We start from the raw sequence: 17,518 nt of genomic DNA on the forward strand, positions 1-17,518 counted from the left end.
GATCGATGAGGCTGGTGTGGCCCGGTGTCGTGCGACACGCGCACTTCTGCCCCACGGCTCCGAATCCGGTGACGCCGCTGCCGTCACCGGATTCGGATCGATGAGGCTGGTGTGGCCCGGTGTCGTGCGACACGCGCACTTCTGCCCCACGGCTCCGAATCCGGTGACGCCGATGAGCGCCCCCGGCCTCAGCGCCGGAAGAGCCGCAGCAGCTTCCGCATCCCATGCTGCTCCGGAGGGAGGTCGTGCAGCAGGAGCGCGTCGATGTCCGCCGCGGTCGCGGTGCGGGCGCGCTGGATCCGGCGGCGCTCCCGCAGCGCGTGCGGCAGCAGTCGGATGGCCCCGCCGATTCCGCGCAGGGCATGCGCTCCCGAGCCGGTCGCGAAGGTCTTGCCGAGCATCATCGCGAAGAGCAGAGCGAACCTCGGCCAGATGACGTGACGGAGGCCGCGGGGCACGTCCTTCACGAGGAGCACGGGGAGGTTCTTGAACGTCTGCCGGACGGTGAAGCCGGGGATGCGTCCGCTCGTCGCGCCGATCCGATGATGGGCGACAGCCGCCGGCTCGTACACGATCTCGTGGCCCGCGAGCCGTGCGCGGAACCCGATGTCGATGTCCTCGAAGTACGCGAAGAACGTCTCGTCGAACAGTCCGATCTCATCGAAGAGCGCCGTGCGATAGAGCGACGCACCGCCGCTCGCCGAGAACACGCGCCCCTTCTCGGGGGCGTCCGCGCGGCCATCCGATCGCCCGCGGGGGAACGGCATGCCCCAGACGCTCAAGCCGTCGCCGGCCGTGTCGATCGTGCCCGCGATCGCGGGGTCGTCGGAGCGCCGGACGAGCAGGCCGGTCGCGATCGCCGCGTCGGCGTCGGCCTCAAGCGCCGCGACGAGCGCGGCGAGCCAGCCGGGCTCGGGGAGCGCGTCGTTGTTCAGCAGCGCGACCGCGTCGTAGCCGTCGTGCTGAGAGAGGCGGATGCCGACGTTCACGCCGCCCGCGAACCCCAGGTTCTCGGGCTCCAGCCGGAGGCGGATGGCCCCGCTCGCGGCACGCGCGCGAAGACGCCGCACGTCGTCGGGGGAGGAGCCGTTGTCGACGACGAGCACGTCCGCCGGATGCGTCTGTGCCGCGAGGGCGTCGAGGCACTCCTCGGTGTCGTCGATGCCGTTCCAGTTCAGGACGATCACGAGAACCCGCATCACACCCTCGCCTTCCGCGCTGCGAGCACGTATCCGACCTGCACGAGGAGCACGACGACCTCGGCGGAGGCGAGGCCCGTCGCGCCGCCGACCGACCCCCACAGCGCCGACAGCGCGAGCGTCAGCGGCACGCCGACGACCGCACCGGCCACGACGCTCACGAAGATCGCGCGGGTGCGCCCGAGCGGCACGAGCACATGCCGTCCGAGGGATGTCGTGAGCGAGATGCAGAGGATCGCGACGCCGAAGAGGATGGCGGTGGCCGCGTCCATCTCCTTCCCGCGGAAGAGGATGCCGGTCAGCCACGGCCCGATGAGCGCGAAGGCCGCGCACCCGAGCACTCCGAGCACCGCGTGCAGGAGCAGTGCCTTGCGAGCGCGGGCGCCGAAGTGCGCGCGATCCTCCTCGACGACCCAGCCCTGCAGGGCATTGCCCTGCGCGCCCACGACCGTCTGGCCCATCCGGAACAGCTTGTCGCCGGAGACGTAGGCGGCGGCCTGCGCGGTCGTCGTCCCGGCCGTGACGAGCGACACGGCGAGCGTCGTGTACGCGCCGCTCACGGTCTCCGTCGCCGCCGCCGCGAGGTGTCGACGGGCGAAGGCGAGCGATCCCCGCCAGTCGCCGCGCACGAGGGCGGCGGGCTTCATCACGGTCGCGGCATATGCGGCGATGCCTCCCGCGATCGCGAGCAGCAGGAGCGCCGGGTACCAGAGCACAGGGCCGCCGACGAGGATGATCGCGCCGCCCAGTGCGGTGGCGGCGGCCCGCGGGAGCAGCTCGAACAGGATGAGCGGCAGCGGGCGCCCGAGCCCGATGAGGAACCACGCCGACGACAGCCCGCCGAGCGTGATCGCGACCGCCATGGTCGCCGCGATCGGGGCGTCCGCACCGGGCGCGAGCACCGCCGCGATGACCGCCGCGACGAGCGCTCCGGGGAGGGCGACCGCGAGGCGCGCGCGCGTCCCGGTCGCGAAGAGCTCGGGGCACTCAGCTTCGGGCGCGAGGCTCACGAGCGTGGGACCGACGACATTGAGGCCGAGGCTCACGGCGAGGGCGAAGAACCCGCCGACGGACTGGCCGACGGCGACCGCGACCCACGGGCCCGCTCCCGCGTTGTACGCGAGGACCGGCAGGACGAGGAACGGGATGAGCGCCGACGCCGCCGGGATCGTCGAGAAGCTCAGGAGCCGTCGTGCGAGGGCCATCAGGCGTCCCGGCGGCGAGGTCGGGTTGCGGCGTTTCGTCTCGTCGCTGGCGCTCCTCGCTCAACGTCCGGGGAGGTCGCTGGCGCTCCTCGCTCAACGTCCGGGGAGGTGGCTGGCGCTCCTCGCTCAACGTCCGGGGAGGTCGCTGGCGCTCCTCGCTCAACGTCCGGGGCGGCAGAGCCCGTCACAGCTTCTCCCAGAACGACGCCGAGCGCATCCGGAGCGACCGGGGCATGTCGATCGAGGCATCCGCCGCCGCGAGCGGGAACTGCGGCCGCACCTCGCGCGCCGCCGCGCGCCATCCGGCGATCCGCCCGGTGAGCGACTTCACGTCGCGGTACAGCACGATCCGGCGCAGGCACACGATCGCCTCGGTCGCGAGCGCGCGCGCCGCTCGACGCGTCCGGAGGATGCCCCACGCGCGCAGGAGGTACCCGCGCCCGAAGCCCGCGAGGTACCGCTGCTTGGGCGAGCCCTCGCCAGCCGACGCGCCGCCGATGTGCATGCCGCCCGGCGTCTCGAGGCCGATCGCGTCCCATCCCGCGGCCCGCAGTCGGAACGCGAGGTCGAGCTCCTCGCCGTACATGAAGATGCCCTCGTCGAGCAGGCCGACCTCGCCGAGCGCGCGGCGACGATATGCCGCGGCGGCGCCATACGGTCCGAGCAGCGCGGGCCGCGTCGCCGACGCGCGGTCGACCGTCGCGCCGTGATAGCGGACGAAGCCCGCAGCCGTCGCGTCGGCCGTGATCCCCAGGGAGTCCACGCGGCCATCCGGGCGCAGGAGCAGGGGAGCCACGCTGCCGACCGTCGGCGGCGCGGCCTCGAAGGCCGACAGCACGTGCTCGACGAGCGTCGGCTCGGCGATGACGTCGCTGTTCACGAGGAGCACGTACGGCGCCTCGCCGTGCGCCATGCCGCGGTTGCAGGTGTGCGCGAATCCGCGGTTGCGGCCGTTGCGCAGGAGCGTCACGCCCGGGAACGCGCGGGCGATCCGGTCGGCGGTGTCGTCGGGCGAGCGGTCGTCGACGACGATGACGTTCGCCGCGACCGTCTGCTCCTCGAGCGCGCGCAGACACGGCTCGACGTGATCCCAGCCGCCGTACACGGGCACGACGACGTCGATGAGCGGGGTGTCGTGCGGCATGCGTCAATCCTACGGAGGCGGATGGCCGGCGCCGGGAGGCGGCATCCCCGGGCAATGCGCAGGGGGAGGAGCCGCGCGGGTGACAGGATTGACGCAGTCGACCAGCCCTCGGGGGAAGGACCAGCCGATGTTCGCTCGCCAGAGAGACAAGAAGAAGATCGCCATCATCGCGGCGAGCGCCGTCGGCGCGGTCGCCGTGCTGGGCGGAGGCACGGCGCTCGCGCTCAACCTCACGCAGCAGCCCGCGCCGGTCGCGTCGGAGACGCCGACCGCGACGCCGACGGCGACGAAGACGCCGACCCCCACCCCGACGCCGACCCCCACGCCGGAGCCCGTCGAGCTGCCGGTCTCGGTTCCCGTCGAGGGCGCGCTCAACGGATGGCAGGGCGCAGGCTCCGCGCAGATCGCCGACGTGTGGCCGCAGGCGGGCGATGCCGCGAGCGGCGAGACCTCCGCGTACATCGACGCCCCCGTCGTCGACGCGCCGGTCGCCGCCCTCACCGCGACGGTCGCGGTCCAGGCGGGAACCACCTACGACTTCTCGGCGCAGGTGCGCCAGATGGCGACCCTCCCGGCGCCCGTCTCCGCGGCCATCCTCATCGGCGAGACGCGCATCGAGCTCGGCGAGATCGACGCGTCGTGGACCGAGGTCGAGGGCGAGTACACCGCGCCCGAGGGCGCCGGCGAGACGACCATCGCGATCCAGATCGAGGGGCCCGTGTCGGGTCTCGGCATCGACGACCTCTCGCTGACGCCCCAGGGCGGCGAGAACGTCGTGCCGAACCCGTCGTTCGAGGAGGTCACCTCCGACTGGGGCATCCTCAACAACGCCCTGATCCTCCGCGAGAAGAGCGCGGCGCTCGGCGTGAAGATGGGCGCGGGCGACGCGCGCTGGCAGGTCACCCGCGCCGACGGCTCGGTCGCGGCCGAGGGGACCGCCCCGCTGCGCGACGGCGTCTCCGCCATCCCGCTCGAGGGCGTCACGCAGGGCTACTACCGCGTCTCGGTCACCGACGCCTCGGGGCAGAGCGTCGCGACCCCGGTCGCCGTCGTCGACTTCGAGGGCGCCCGCATCGCGCCCGACGAGCGCATCGGCGCGATCACCCACGTCGACCAGTCGTGGTACGTCGACGCGGCAGACGTGCTGCAGTCGGTCGGCTTCGGCTCGGCGCGCAACGACGTGCTGTGGGAGCAGAACGAGCGCACGCCCGGCGTCTACGAGTTCAGCGGCCACTACACCTCCGAGTTCGACAAGATGCACGCGCACGGCATCGGCCTGCTCGGCATCGTCAACTACGGCAACCCGCTCTACGACGGCGGCAACCCGCCGTCGTCGCCCGGCGCGGTCGAGGCGTACGGCAACTACGCCGCGGCGATCGCGCAGCGGTTCGACGTCGTCGGCCTCGAGGTGTTCAACGAGTTCAACCACGAGCGCTTCAACACGGGCGGCTGCGGCACCGCGCCGACCTGCTACTTCCCGCTCGTCCAGTCGGTGCAGGCGAAGGTCGACGACTCGATCCCCGTCATCGCGGGATCGACGGCCAACTACGACGCCGAGTGGTTCCGGCGCCTGTGGGCCGAGACCGACACCCTCGCGCACGCCGACGCGATGAGCTTCCACCCGTACAACCCGTCGTACTACCAGCAGCCCGAGAACCTGACCGGCGCGTTCGCCGACGCGCGCGAGAACATGCAGGCGGGCGCGGGCGGCGAGCTGCCGATCTGGCTCACCGAGTTCGGATGGACGACGGGCAACGAGCTCGGCCAGGCGCGCTCGCTCGAGGCGCAGGCGCAGAACCTCGTCGCGGCCGAGGCCGTGAGCCTCGCGAACGGCGTCGAGAAGTACTACTGGTACGACCTCATCGACGACAGCACCGACGGCAACAACCACGAGGGCAACTTCGGCATGTTCTACCAGGAGGCCGCGAGCGTCGCGACCGCGGCTCCGAAGCCCGCCGCCTTCGCCCAGGCGCTCTTCATCGACCAGCTGGGCGGGCGCGAGGCGACCGCGCGCGACGACATCGGGTCGGGCAACCACTCGTACCTCTTCGGCGAGGAGTCCCACGGCGTCCGCGTCGCCTGGACACTCAACGGCCAGGCCAGCGCCGAGTACGAGGCGTCGGGCCCCATCACGATGACCGACATGTCGGGCGCTGTGACGACCCTCGAGCCCGAGAACGGCACCGTGACCGTGCCGCTGACGGGCAGCGCCGTCTTCCTGGCCGGCGACTTCTCGCCCGCCGACGAGCCCACGCCGACTCCGACGGCGTCGCCGACCGCGACGCCCGACCCCACGGAGACGCCCGCGCGCCCCGAGGACTGAGACGAGCGGATGGCCGGGGCCGCGCGCCCCGGCCATGTCGCGCACGCGACAACGAGGGAATCTTGCAGAAGGTTTCGTAGGGTTGGAGAATGCCCCACTCGCAGGACGACGCGCGCGACAAGCCCCTGAGTCGACGCGCCCGACGGCTCGCACGCCAGGCTGAGGCACCGCAGGAGCCCGGGTTCTACGCCACCGGGATCGATGCGGCCGCGACCGGCCGCATCGACGTGTTCGACCTCGAGCGGCAGGATGCGCCGGCTTCCGCGCAGGCGCCGAGCGGCGCCGACGCGGCGCCCGCGACACAGGTGCTGCACACCCCGCGCGACGCGGGGGAGACGCCGACGACCCGCATGGGCGCGGTCGGCGGGGCCGCTGACGCGACGCCGACGCAGCGCTTCGACGCGCCGACCCAGCTCCTCGACGCGCCCCGGGGCGAGAGCGCGGCACCGCCATCCGCCCCGCCGCCCGGGAAGGGCGCGAAGGAGAAGGGCGACGGCTCGCGTCGCCGCCGCATCCGCATCGGCGTGCTCATCGGCATCGCGGTCCTCGTGGTCGCGGGCCTGTGGCTGGGCGCGCGCGTGCTCATCGTCAAGAGCGAGCTCGAGGCCGCCCAGCGCGTCGTGAACCACGTGCAGGACGGCGGAACCCTCGAGGTGTCGGTGCCCATCCTCGGCGAGCACGCCGCCAACGCCGCGAGCGTCTCGGTCGACCCGGTGTGGCGCCTCGCCGAGTTCATCCCGTGGGCCGGCGACAACCTCCGCGGCGTGCGCCTCGCGGCCGAGGCGCTCGACGTCGTCAGCAACCGGATCGGCCAGCCCGCGCTCGAGGCCATGTCATCCGACAGCGGCGAGTCGATCATCGCGCGCGTGCTGCCGCTCCTCCAGGACTCGACCGACGACGTCGTGCGCATCGCGGAGGGCATCGCCGACGTCAAGGACGCGGGGACGCTCATCCCTCCCGTGCAGACCGGTGTGAACCTCGTCGACTCCGTGATGTCGGTCGCCGCGCCCGCGTTCGAGTACGGCCCCGAGCTGCTCGGCGCGAACGGCGCGCGCAACTACCTGCTCGTGTTCCAGAACAACGCGGAGTCGGTCGGCCTCGGCGGGTCCGCGGCGTCGCAGACCCTCATGAGCGCCGATGCGGGCAACCTGCAGATCGTGAACCAGGCCTCGAGCGCCGACTTCACCGAGTTCGTGCCGGTCGACGTCGACGTCGACCAGAGCGCGCTCGACCTCTACAACGAGTACCTCATCCACCACGTCAACACGTCGCCGAGCCGTCCGGACTTCCCGACGATGGCCGAGATCGTCACGAAGTTCTGGCAGCGCGACATCTCCGACGACCGCATCGACGGGGTCGCGTCGATCGACCCGATCGCGCTCGGCTACATCCTCGAGGCGACCGGGCCCATCCAGCTGACGACCGGCGACGTCATGACGAGCCAGAACGCCGCGCAGCTGCTGCTGAGCGACGTCTACAGCCGCTTCGACAGCGTCACCGATCCGGCCGCCGCCGACGAGTTCTTCGCGAGCGTCGCCGAGCAGGTCTTCACGAAGGTGTCGGCCGGCGACTTCGACATCCAGTCGATGCTGTGGGCCATCCGCCACGGGATCGAGGGCGGCAACATCCTCTTCCACAGCCAGAACGAGGATGTCCAGAAGCAGATCGCCGACGAGAAGGTCGCGGGCATCCTGCCGAAGGACAACGACGACCAGACGACCCTCGGCGTGTTCTTCCGCGACGAGTCGGCGTCGAAGATCGACTACTACATGAAGTCGAACATCGACGTCACCCAGACCTGCCAGGCCGACGCGTCGACCTTCGAGGTCCGGACGACGCTGCACCTCGACATCGACCAGGCGACGGCGGATGCGCTTCCGCAGTATGTGAAGAGCCAGACCGACGGGACGCGCTTCCACACGCAGGTCTACGTGTACGGCCCTCCCGGCACGACCGTCGAGTCGGTCGCGGTGGAGGGCGAGGAGGTCACGCTCCGGCGCGACGACGTCGTCGACCTCGGCCGCCCGGTCGCGTGGTTCACGACCGTGCTCGACCCGAGCGAGCTCGCGACGGTGACGGCGACGTTCTCGGGCGAGGGCGAGTTCGGCCCGCTCGCGCTGCGCTCGACCCCGATGGTGCAGGCGACGACGGGTGCGCTGACCGCATGCGGCTGATGGGCAGAAGCGCCCGTCCGAGCCGTTTCGCGCGCGCCTCGGCGTGTCTGGGAATAACCTGCGCGGTACACTGCCTCAGTCCATCTTTCGATCAGGACACGGGGGAACACGCGTGACCACGGAGATCACACGAAGCGGGCAGCGCGCCGCGGACGCCGAGTCCGCCGCCGCGACGACCGCCTCTGCTCTCACGACGAGCGCAGCCTTCCCCGCCCTCGTGCGCACCGCGAGCGGCAAGATCCCGGTCGTCGCCGCGTCGGCGCCGCCGAAGTTCAACTGGCGCAAGCGCTACGCGCGCTACCTGCGCCTGACCGACTTCATCGTCCTCACGCTCGTCGTGTTCGGCACGCAGTTCAGCTGGCTCGGCATGCACAAGCTCATCGAGATGCCGATCCCGGCATTGCCGGGGCTCACGTCGTACACGATGCTCTCGGTCGTCGTCGTGCTGCTCTGGATGATGGTGCTCGCCCTCAACGACACGCGCTCCGATCGCGTGATCGGCGTCGGGACGGCCGAGTACAAGCGCATCTTCGACGCGAGCTTCATGCTCTTCGGCGTCATCGCCATCGCGGCCTTTCTCCTCAAGGTCGAGATCGCCCGCGGGTACCTGCTCATCGCCCTCCCGTCCGGGGTCGCCGCGCTCTTCATCGAGCGCTGGATCTGGCGACGCTGGCTCGCGCGGCAGCGCGCGAAGGGGGAGTACTCGGCGCGCGTCCTCCTCGTGGGCTCCGAGCGCTCGGTCGCGCACACGGCGCGCGAGCTCAAGCGCGCGAAGGGCGCCGGCTACCGGATCGTGGGCGCGTGCATCCCGACCGGGCGCATCGCGGGGCAGCTCACCGACACCGACATCCCCGTCATGGGAAGCGTCAACTCGGTCGAGCGCGCGATCGAGGTGACGGGCGCCGACACCGTCGTCATCACGAGCACCGACGAACTCGGGCCGCAGCGGGTCAAGCAGGTCTCCTGGGCGCTCGAGGCCGGTCGCCAGCACCTCGTGCTCGCGCCGAGCATCACCGACATCGCGGGTCCGCGCATCCACATGCGCCCCGTGTCGGGCCTCCCGCTCATGCACGTGGAGACCCCGCGCTTCTCGCCGGGCCAGCGCTTCGTCAAGCGCATGATGGACCTCTTCGGCTCGCTCTTCATCGTCACGCTGCTGAGCCCCGTGCTCCTCGTGCTCGCGGCCATCGTGAAGGTCTCCTCGCCCGGCCCCGTCATCTACAAGCAGACCCGCATCGGGCGCCACGGGCGCGAGTTCCAGATGCTCAAGTTCCGCTCCATGGTCGTGGGCGCGGAGCACCTCCTCGACGACCTCATCGAGCAGCAGGACCTCGGCAACGAGGTGCAGTTCAAGATGAAGGACGACCCGCGCGTGACGAAGGTCGGCCGGGTCATGCGCAAGTTCAGCCTCGACGAGCTGCCGCAGCTGTTCAACGTGCTCGGCGGATCCATGTCGCTCGTCGGGCCACGCCCGCCCATCCAGCGCGAGGTCGACCAGTACGCCGACCATGTGCACCGCCGCTTCCTCGTCAAGCCCGGCATCACGGGCCTGTGGCAGGTCTCCGGGCGCTCCACGCTCTCGTGGGACGACAGCGTGCGCCTCGACCTCTCCTACGTGGAGAACTGGAGCGTCATGGGCGACATCGTGATCCTCCTGAAGACCGGCAAGGCCGCGCTCTTCCCCGGTGACACCGCGTCCTGACGCGCCGCGCATCGCGGCCTCCTGACGCGCCGCGCGTCGCGGCCTCCTGACGCGCCGCGCGTCGCGGCCGGTCCGGTCGCGCCCCGGGCACCCCATGCACGAATTCACCCGGATGTCTAGCCGGTTGCGCTCCCCGGATGCCAGACTGATCGCGAAGCGCCCGGACCTGCGGGCGTCCAACGCCGAGGAGGGTGACATGGGTCTGGATGACCTCGTGAACAAGGGCAAGGATCTCTACGAGCAGAACAAGGACAAGGTCGACGAGGCGCTTCACAGCGACCAGGCAGAGCAGGTGAGCGACAACGTGCTCGGCGGCGTCGCCGACTTCGCGAAGAAGATCCTCCCGGACTCGGTCGACGGCAAGATCGACGAGGTCCGCGACAACATCGACGGCGCGATCGGCAACGACCGCTGACGCAGCCGTGAGCGCACGAGGGCCCCGCCGGACGGCGGGGCCCTCGTCTGCGTCCAGGGCGGTTCACCCGCTCGCCACGCGCGTTCGGTAGGGTGCCGCACATGCTGCGCGGAGTCATCCCTCCTGTCGTCACGCCCCTCACGGATGAGCGGGCTCTCGACGAGGCGAGCCTCGTCCGGGTCGTCGAGGACCAGATCGCGGCGGGCGCGGGCGGCGTCTTCGTCGGCGGGTCGACGGGGGAGATCGCCCTGCTCGACGACGAGACGCGCGTGCGGGCGGCGGAGGTCGCGGTCGAGGCGGCGGCCCGGCGCGTCCCCGTGCTCGCGGGCGTCATCGACACCGGCACGGCGCGAGTCGTGCGGCACGCGCAGCGGGCGGAGGCTGCGGGCGTCGACGCCGTGGTCGCCACGCCCCCTTTCTACGTCGCGCCGCACGCCGATGAGATCTCCCGCCACTACCGGCTGCTGGCCGAGGCCGTGTCGATCCCCGTGGTGGCATACGACATCCCGTCTGCGACGCACGTGCCGCTTCCGGCATCCGTCCTCGGCGAGCTCGCTCGGGATGGCGTCATCGCGGGCTTCAAGGACTCCAGCGGCGACATCGCGGGCTTCCGGCGAGCGCTCGACGCCGTCGCGGGAACCGACGTCGCCGTCTTCACCGGCTCCGAGCTGTTCGCCGACCTGGCCCTCGAGCTCGGCGCGGCCGGCATCGTCCCCGGCCTCGGCAACGTCGATCCCGCCGGCTACGTCGCCATCGAGCGGGCCGTCGCCGCGGGCGACATCGCGACCGCACGGCGCGAGCAGGAGCGGCTCATCCGGCTCTTCCGCATCACCGAGGTCGGCGACCGTGCGCGGCTCGGCTACACGGCCGCAGCGCTCGGGGCATTCAAGGCCGCGCTGTGGCTGCGCGGCGTGATCGCGACGCCCGCGACATCCGCCCCCCTCGGCGCGCTCGACGCCGCCGAGATCGACGACATCCGCGCCGTCCTCGGCGCCGAGGGAGTGGCGCTCACGCGCTGATCGCGCCCGCTTCGGGGGATTGCCAGGCATTTCGGAGGTTCCGCTTCGGGCGGTGTGACGCGCCCCTCCGCGATCCGCGTCAGCATGCGGATCTCTCGTTATCGATCCGTTACATTCCGTGATCGACGTGCGCGGGGCCATCCATGCGCCTCGGAGGGCATACCCAGAGACCGCCCAGACTCGCGGGTCAGGGTCTTCGTCCTGTGGCCGACGCCCGAACGGCGGCCGCACCGGTGCACCCGACACCGGCACCCTCACCGGCGAGACCGGCGCCCGCCCCGGCGCACCGCCGGCCCCCACGACACAGGACGTTGAATGCCCCGCGATCTCGAAGCGGGTGAGCCCCTGCTCGCCCCGTTCCCCCGACCGAACCACCTCTCGCTGCTCCGCAAGGAGAAGGAGCGACGCACGCGCCGCCGCTGGGCGATCGGCGCGACGCTCGCCCTCTGCGTGACCGCCGCGAGCGGAAGCGTCGCGGCAGCGGCCGCCGAGCTCCAGACCGGCGCCCGCACGGCCGCCGAGGTGACCGTCGCTCTCGTGCAGCCCGAGACGGTCGAGGCCGCGACGTCGGCGATCGAGGAGGCCGAGACGGCCATCGCCGACGCGCATCCGTCGGTCGACACGGCCGCGCTCGTCGAGCAGGTCGACACCCTCCGCGCGTACGACAAGCTCCCCGTCGTCACCGTCGAGGCCGCCATCGCGGACGCCGCTGCCGAGACCGAGCGCGTCGTCGACGAGACCGCTGCCGCCGAGGCCGCCGACGCGGAGGCCGCGAAGAAGGCCGCCGAGGAGAAGGCGGCTGCCGAGGCGGCGGAGGCCGCTGCCGCCGCTGAGGCCGCGGCAGCCGCCAACACGGTCGAGGGCGCGCAGACCACCGCCCGCACCATGGCCGCCGAGCAGTACGGCTGGGGCGACGGCGAGTTCTCGTGCCTCGTCTCGCTCTGGAACAAGGAGTCGGGATGGTCGTACACCGCGACCAACCCCTCGAGCGGCGCCTACGGCATCCCGCAGTCGCTCCCCGGCGACAAGATGGCGACGGCCGGCGCCGACTGGCAGACCAACGCGTCGACGCAGATCGCCTGGGGCCTCGAGTACATCGCCGCCGCGTACGGCACCCCCTGCAGCGCCTGGGGGCACTCCCAGGCCACCGACTGGTACTGAGCCACGAACACGAGATCAGGACACCGCATGGCCGAGCAGCTTCTCACCCCCTTCCCCCGCCCGAACCACCTCGTGCTCCTCCGTCAGGAGAAGGAGCGCCGTCGCCGTCGCCGCTGGGCGATCGGGTCGGCTCTCGCGCTGTGCCTCTCCGCCGCGGGCGGGAGCGTCGCCGCGGCCGCCGTCGAGCTGACGCCCGTGCCGCGCACGGCGCAGGAGGTCACGGCCGCTGCGACCGTCGACACCGCGGCGCGGACGGCGACCGAGGCCCTCGACGCCGCGCAGCAGGCGATCGACGAGGCGCACCCCTCGGTCGACACGGCGCAGCTCGAGAAGTACGTCGCGACGCTCGACGCCTCCGACAAGCTCCCCGTCGTGACGGTGCTCGCCGCGGCCGAGGACGCCGAGGCGGAGACCGACGAGGTCGTCGCCGAGACCGCTGCCGCCGAGAAGGCCGACGCCGAGCGCAAGGCCGCCGAGGAGAAGGCCGCGGCCGAGAAGGCCGCCGCGGAGAAGGCAGCCGCCGAGAAGGCGGCCGCAGAGCAGGCCGCGGCGGAGCAGCGCGCCGCGGAGGAGCAGGCCGCGGCGGAGCAGCAGGCGGCGGAGGAGCAGGCCCAGCAGGAGCAGGCTGCCCCCGCGCCTCAGCCCGCGCCCCAGGCGCCGGCGGTGCCGTCGGGCAGCGCGCAGGAGATCGCACGGCAGATGGCGGCCGACCAGTACGGCTGGGGCGACGGCGAGTTCGCGTGCCTCGTGTCCCTCTGGGACAAGGAGTCGGGATGGTCGTCGACCGCCCAGAACCCGTCGAGCGGCGCCTACGGCATCCCGCAGGCGCTCCCCGGCGACAAGATGGCGTCGTTCGGCGCGGACTGGGCGACGAACCCGGCCACCCAGATCGCGTGGGGTCTGAGCTACATCGCGGGCACCTACGGCACCCCGTGCGGCGCGTGGGGTCACTCCCAGTCCGTCGGCTGGTACTGAGCGGCGCAAGGCTCGCTCGGCGGGCGGGGGCGGGGCTCGGGTGGGCGCTTGGAGCAGCCGCGCTTCGGTGAGCCGGGGCCGTCGCTGCATCGGGGCCGTCGCCGCGTTTCGCGGCCATCCGGTCTGGACCCGACGCGTTCCGGGGCAAGGCTCGACGAGCCTTGCCCCGGAATGCGTCGAACGGACGCCGGTTCGTCGCGAATCGCGGCAAGGGGATGAGCATCCTCGAGGCGGATCGGCCTACGGCATCGGAGCACGGGTCCACCACCTTGCCCGTGTCTCACCTGGCGTGGGAATCGAAGGCCCATAGCCGCTGCGGGTGAGACATCCATCCGTCCGTGTCTCACTCGTCGCCGGAATGGCGACCGCATGGCCGCCGGAAGCGAGACATGCCCCGCAGTGCGTGAGACATCCATCCGTCCGTGTCTCACTCGTCGCTGGAATGGTGACCGGATGGCCGCCGAAAGTGAGACATCCCCCGCACCACGTCGGCGACCCATCCGTCCGTGTCTCACTCGTCGCCGGAATGGTGACCGGATGGCCGCCGAAACCGAGAAATGCCACGCACCACGTCGGCGACCCACTCGTCCGTGTCTCACTCGTCGCCGGAATGGCGACCGGATGGCCGCCGAAAGTGAGACATGCAGGAGAGGGCGCGACCGCCCCGGCAGCCCGAAGACGCAGGCCCGCCGGAGGGGTGCGCGATGAACCTGAACGCCCGCCCGGGATCCCTTGCGGCACAACGGCCCGAGGCGCGACACGCCCGGGTTGCGACGACAGCGTCGGGGATGGCAGAATAGACAGGTTCCACATTCCGGCGTGCGCTTCGGCGCGCCAGCCGGATCACTGCCAGGGCAGTGCATAGGCGGCGCCTCGAGCGCAGAGACCTAGGCCGCGGGCAGCAGAACACACACAACCCCACCTCCCCTCCCGGGGAGAAGTGCGGCTGCGGTCGTCTCCGGACGGCCGATTGACAGCAGAACAGTGGTGCAGCATGCGCCGTCCTCGGGCGGCCTCGATGTGCCGAAGGCGCGCCAGCGCCGCAGTGCGTCCAATGCCCGAGAGGTACGACGCGGAAAGAGAGACAGACAATGGCGGGACAGAAGATCCGCATTCGCCTGAAGTCGTATGACCACGAGGTCATCGACACGTCGGCGCGCAAGATCGTCGACACGGTGACCCGTGCCGGCGCTCAGGTCGTCGGCCCGGTGCCGCTCCCGACGGAGAAGAACGTCGTGTGCGTCATCCGATCGCCTCACAAGTACAAGGACAGCCGCGAGCACTTCGAGATGCGCACCCACAAGCGCCTCATCGACATCGTCGACCCGACCCCCAAGGCGGTCGACTCGCTCATGCGTCTGGACCTCCCTGCTGACGTCAACATCGAGATCAAGCTCTGAGGTTCGACATGGCTGACATCAACAACAAGGTTTCGAAGGGTCTGCTCGGCACCAAGCTCGGCATGACCCAGGTCTGGAACGAGAACGGCAAGCTCATCCCCGTCACGGTGATCGAGCTCGCTCCGAACGTGGTCACGCAGATCCGCTCGGTCGAGAAGGATGGCTACAACGCCGTCCAGATCGGCTACGGGCAGGTCGACCCCCGCAAGGTGAACAAGCCCCTCACGGCCCACTTCGAGGCCGCCGGCGTGACGCCCCGTCGTCACCTCACCGAGATCCGCACCGCGGACGCCGCCGACTACACCCTGGGCCAGGAGCTCACGGTGGACGGCGTGTTCGAGGCCGGCCAGCTGGTCGACGTCGTCGGCACCAGCAAGGGCAAGGGCACCGCGGGTGTCATGAAGCGCCACAACTTCAAGGGCGTCTCGGCTTCGCACGGTGCGCACCGCAACCACCGCAAGCCCGGTTCGATCGGCGCGTCGTCGACCCCGAGCCGCGTCTTCAAGGGCATGCGCATGGCCGGCCGCATGGGCGGCGAGCGCGTGACCGTCCTCAACCTCACGGTTCACGCCGTCGACGCCGAGAAGGGTCTGCTGCTCGTCAAGGGCGCCGTCCCCGGTGCGCGCGGCCGGATCGTCTTCGTCCGCAACGCTGTGAAGGGAGCCTGAGGCACATGGCTGACTCGACTCTCGCTCTCGACGTCCTCGGCACCGACGGCAAGAAGACCGGCACGGTCGAGCTTCCCGCTTCGGTGTTCGACGTCAAGACGAACATCCCGCTGATCCACCAGGTCGTCGTCGCGCAGCTCGCGGCGGCTCGCCAGGGCACCCACTCGACCAAGCGTCGCGGTGAGGTCTCGGGCGCCGGCCGCAAGCCCTTCAAGCAGAAGGGCACGGGCAACGCCCGCCAGGGCTCGATCCGTGCGCCGCACATGACCGGCGGTGGCATCGTCCACGGTCCGAAGCCGCGCGACTACTCGCAGCGCACCCCCAAGAAGATGATCGCCGCCGCCCTCGCGGGCGTGCTCAGCGACCGCTTCCGCGGCGGACGCCTGCACGTCGTCGACGCGTTCGGCACCGAGAAGCCCTCGACGAAGGCCGCTGCGCAGTTCATCGCGCAGGTCACCTCGTCGAAGAAGGTCCTCGTCGTGCTCGACCGCACGGACGACTTCGGCTGGCTGAGCGTGCGCAACCTGCGCAACGTCCACGTCCTGGCCGCTGACCAGCTCAACGCCTACGACGTGGTCACCTCCGACGACGTCGTGTTCACGAAGGCCGCGATCGACGCGTTCATCGCGCAGAAGACCGGCGCCACCCAGGAGGTCTCGGCATGACCGCTCTCAACAAGGACCCGCGCGACGTCATCATCGCGCCGGTCGTCTCGGAGAAGAGCTACGGCCTGATCGACGACGGCAAGTACACGTTCATCGTGGACCCCCGCTCGAACAAGTCGGAGATCAAGCTCGCGATCGAGAAGATCTTCGACGTGAAGGTCGCCTCGGTGAACACGATCAACCGCGTCGGCAAGGCACGCCGCACCCGCTTCGGCACGGGCAAGCGCAAGGACACCAAGCGCGCCATCGTGACCCTCAAGTCGGGCACCATCGACATCTTCACGGCTGTCGCCTGAGACGGCCAGGAGGAATAGAGAGAAATGGCTATTCGCAACTACAAGCCCACGACCCCGGGTCGCCGCGGCTCGTCGGTGGCTGACTTCGCAGAGATCACGCGCTCGACGCCCGAGAAGTCGCTGCTCCGCCCGCTCGCCAAGACGGGTGGCCGCAACAACCAGGGCCGCATCACGACGCGTCACATCGGCGGTGGCCACAAGCGCCAGTACCGTGTGATCGACTTCCGTCGCAACGACAAGGACGGGATCAACGCGAAGGTCGCTCACATCGAGTACGACCCCAACCGCACCGCGCGCATCGCGCTCCTGCACTACTTCGACGGCGAGAAGCGCTACATCCTCGCGCCCGAGAAGCTCCGTCAGGGCGACATCGTCGAGTCGGGCTCCGGCGCCGACATCAAGCCCGGCAACAACCTGCCGCTGCGCAACATCCCCACCGGTACGGTCATCCACGCGATCGAGCTCCGCCCCGGCGGCGGCGCGAAGCTGGCCCGTTCGGCGGGCGCCTCGGTGCGCCTCGTCGCCAAGGACGGCCCCTACGCGCAGCTCCGTCTGCCCTCGGGCGAGGTCCGCAACGTCGACGCACGCTGCCGCGCCACCATCGGCGAGGTCGGCAACGCCGAGCAGTCCAACATCAACTGGGGCAAGGCCGGCCGCAAGCGCTGGAAGGGCGTCCGCCCGACCGTCCGCGGTGTCGCGATGAACCCGGTCGACCACCCGCACGGTGGTGGTGAGGGCAAGACCTCCGGTGGTCGCAACCCCGTCACGCCGTGGGGTCAGCCTGAGGGCCGCACCCGTCACGCGAACAAGGAAAGCGACAAGCTCATCGTTCGTCGTCGTAACGCCGGCAAGAAGCGCAAGTAGGAGTCAAGAAGATGCCACGCAGTCTGAAGAAGGGCCCCTTCGTCGACGAGCACCTGCTTCGCAAGGTTGTCTCGCAGAACGAGGCGGGTACCAAGAACGTCATCAAGACCTGGTCGCGCCGTTCGATGATCATCCCCGCCATGCTGGGACACACCATCGCCGTGCACGACGGTCGCAAGCACATCCCCGTGTTCGTGACCGAGACCATGGTCGGCCACAAGCTGGGCGAGTTCGCGCCCACCCGCACCTTCCGCGGTCACGTGAAGGACGACAAGAAGGGCCGTCGCCGCTAAGGCGACCGAGAGGAG

General features: G+C 70.9%; 16 protein-coding genes. 13 read left to right on the top strand and 3 right to left on the bottom strand.

The annotated features are described in order from the left end of the window. Nucleotides 1-188: 188 nt before the first annotated feature. From ACWXWW_RS15535 to ACWXWW_RS15545, 3 genes are all read right to left on the bottom strand, one after another. The gene (locus ACWXWW_RS15535) at nucleotides 189-1,199 is read right to left on the bottom strand and encodes a glycosyltransferase family 2 protein (RefSeq protein WP_455970777.1); all 1,011 of its coding nucleotides are present in this window, start codon (nucleotides 1,197-1,199) and stop codon (nucleotides 189-191) included. Continuing rightward, nucleotides 1,199-2,404 carry a polysaccharide biosynthesis protein gene (locus ACWXWW_RS15540; protein ID WP_455970748.1) on the bottom strand — a complete coding sequence of 402 codons (1,206 nt, stop codon included), beginning with the start codon at nucleotides 2,402-2,404 and terminating at the stop codon, nucleotides 1,199-1,201. Before ACWXWW_RS15540 ends, ACWXWW_RS15535 begins: the two co-directional genes overlap by 1 nt. A gap of 184 nt (nucleotides 2,405-2,588) precedes the next feature. Further along, entirely contained in the window at nucleotides 2,589-3,548 is a 960-nt protein-coding gene (locus ACWXWW_RS15545) for a glycosyltransferase family 2 protein (RefSeq protein WP_455970750.1), read from the bottom strand. A gap of 127 nt (nucleotides 3,549-3,675) precedes the next feature. Between ACWXWW_RS15545 and ACWXWW_RS15550 the strand changes: the two genes are divergently transcribed. The 13 genes from ACWXWW_RS15550 (at nucleotide 3,676) to rpsS (ending at nucleotide 17,503) form a co-directional block, all read left to right on the top strand. Beyond that, entirely contained in the window at nucleotides 3,676-5,871 is a 2,196-nt protein-coding gene (locus ACWXWW_RS15550; protein ID WP_455970752.1) for a carbohydrate binding domain-containing protein, read from the top strand. A gap of 89 nt (nucleotides 5,872-5,960) precedes the next feature. Continuing rightward, a complete protein-coding gene (locus tag ACWXWW_RS15555; protein ID WP_455970754.1) occupies nucleotides 5,961-8,045 on the top strand; it encodes a DUF4012 domain-containing protein in 2,085 nt (694 codons plus the stop codon). A gap of 112 nt (nucleotides 8,046-8,157) precedes the next feature. Then, entirely contained in the window at nucleotides 8,158-9,747 is a 1,590-nt protein-coding gene (locus ACWXWW_RS15560) for a sugar transferase (RefSeq protein WP_309299959.1), read from the top strand. Nucleotides 9,748-9,943: 196 nt separating this feature from the next. Beyond that, nucleotides 9,944-10,162, top strand: coding sequence for a hypothetical protein (locus ACWXWW_RS15565; protein ID WP_271172391.1), 219 nt, complete (start codon nucleotides 9,944-9,946; stop codon nucleotides 10,160-10,162). Nucleotides 10,163-10,263: 101 nt separating this feature from the next. After that, entirely contained in the window at nucleotides 10,264-11,181 is a 918-nt protein-coding gene (locus ACWXWW_RS15570; protein WP_455970756.1) for a dihydrodipicolinate synthase family protein, read from the top strand. A gap of 315 nt (nucleotides 11,182-11,496) precedes the next feature. Beyond that, nucleotides 11,497-12,342: an aggregation-promoting factor C-terminal-like domain-containing protein gene (locus ACWXWW_RS15575; RefSeq protein ID WP_455970757.1), complete on the top strand. Its 846-nt coding sequence runs from the start codon at nucleotides 11,497-11,499 to the stop codon at nucleotides 12,340-12,342. A gap of 27 nt (nucleotides 12,343-12,369) precedes the next feature. Beyond that, the gene (locus ACWXWW_RS15580; RefSeq protein WP_421074720.1) at nucleotides 12,370-13,317 is read left to right on the top strand and encodes an aggregation-promoting factor C-terminal-like domain-containing protein; all 948 of its coding nucleotides are present in this window, start codon (nucleotides 12,370-12,372) and stop codon (nucleotides 13,315-13,317) included. Between the two features lie 1,091 nt (nucleotides 13,318-14,408). Next, the gene (gene rpsJ, locus ACWXWW_RS15585) at nucleotides 14,409-14,717 is read left to right on the top strand and encodes a 30S ribosomal protein S10 (RefSeq protein WP_098409068.1); all 309 of its coding nucleotides are present in this window, start codon (nucleotides 14,409-14,411) and stop codon (nucleotides 14,715-14,717) included. A gap of 8 nt (nucleotides 14,718-14,725) precedes the next feature. Next, nucleotides 14,726-15,385 carry a 50S ribosomal protein L3 gene (gene rplC, locus ACWXWW_RS15590; RefSeq protein WP_271172387.1) on the top strand — a complete coding sequence of 220 codons (660 nt, stop codon included), beginning with the start codon at nucleotides 14,726-14,728 and terminating at the stop codon, nucleotides 15,383-15,385. Nucleotides 15,386-15,390: 5 nt separating this feature from the next. Continuing rightward, nucleotides 15,391-16,050: a 50S ribosomal protein L4 gene (gene rplD / locus ACWXWW_RS15595; RefSeq protein ID WP_271172386.1), complete on the top strand. Its 660-nt coding sequence runs from the start codon at nucleotides 15,391-15,393 to the stop codon at nucleotides 16,048-16,050. Then, complete coding sequence (gene rplW / locus ACWXWW_RS15600) at nucleotides 16,047-16,346, top strand: 50S ribosomal protein L23 (protein ID WP_455970759.1); 300 nt, start codon at nucleotides 16,047-16,049, stop codon at nucleotides 16,344-16,346. The genes rplD and rplW overlap by 4 nt, the downstream gene beginning before the upstream one ends. 24 nt (nucleotides 16,347-16,370) lie before the next feature. Then, nucleotides 16,371-17,210 carry a 50S ribosomal protein L2 gene (rplB, locus tag ACWXWW_RS15605; RefSeq protein ID WP_271172384.1) on the top strand — a complete coding sequence of 280 codons (840 nt, stop codon included), beginning with the start codon at nucleotides 16,371-16,373 and terminating at the stop codon, nucleotides 17,208-17,210. An 11-nt stretch (nucleotides 17,211-17,221) separates the two neighbouring features. Further along, nucleotides 17,222-17,503: a 30S ribosomal protein S19 gene (gene rpsS / locus ACWXWW_RS15610; RefSeq protein ID WP_147911206.1), complete on the top strand. Its 282-nt coding sequence runs from the start codon at nucleotides 17,222-17,224 to the stop codon at nucleotides 17,501-17,503. Nucleotides 17,504-17,518: the final 15 nt, after the last annotated feature.

The organism is Microbacterium sp. KNMS, from assembly GCF_053851835.1.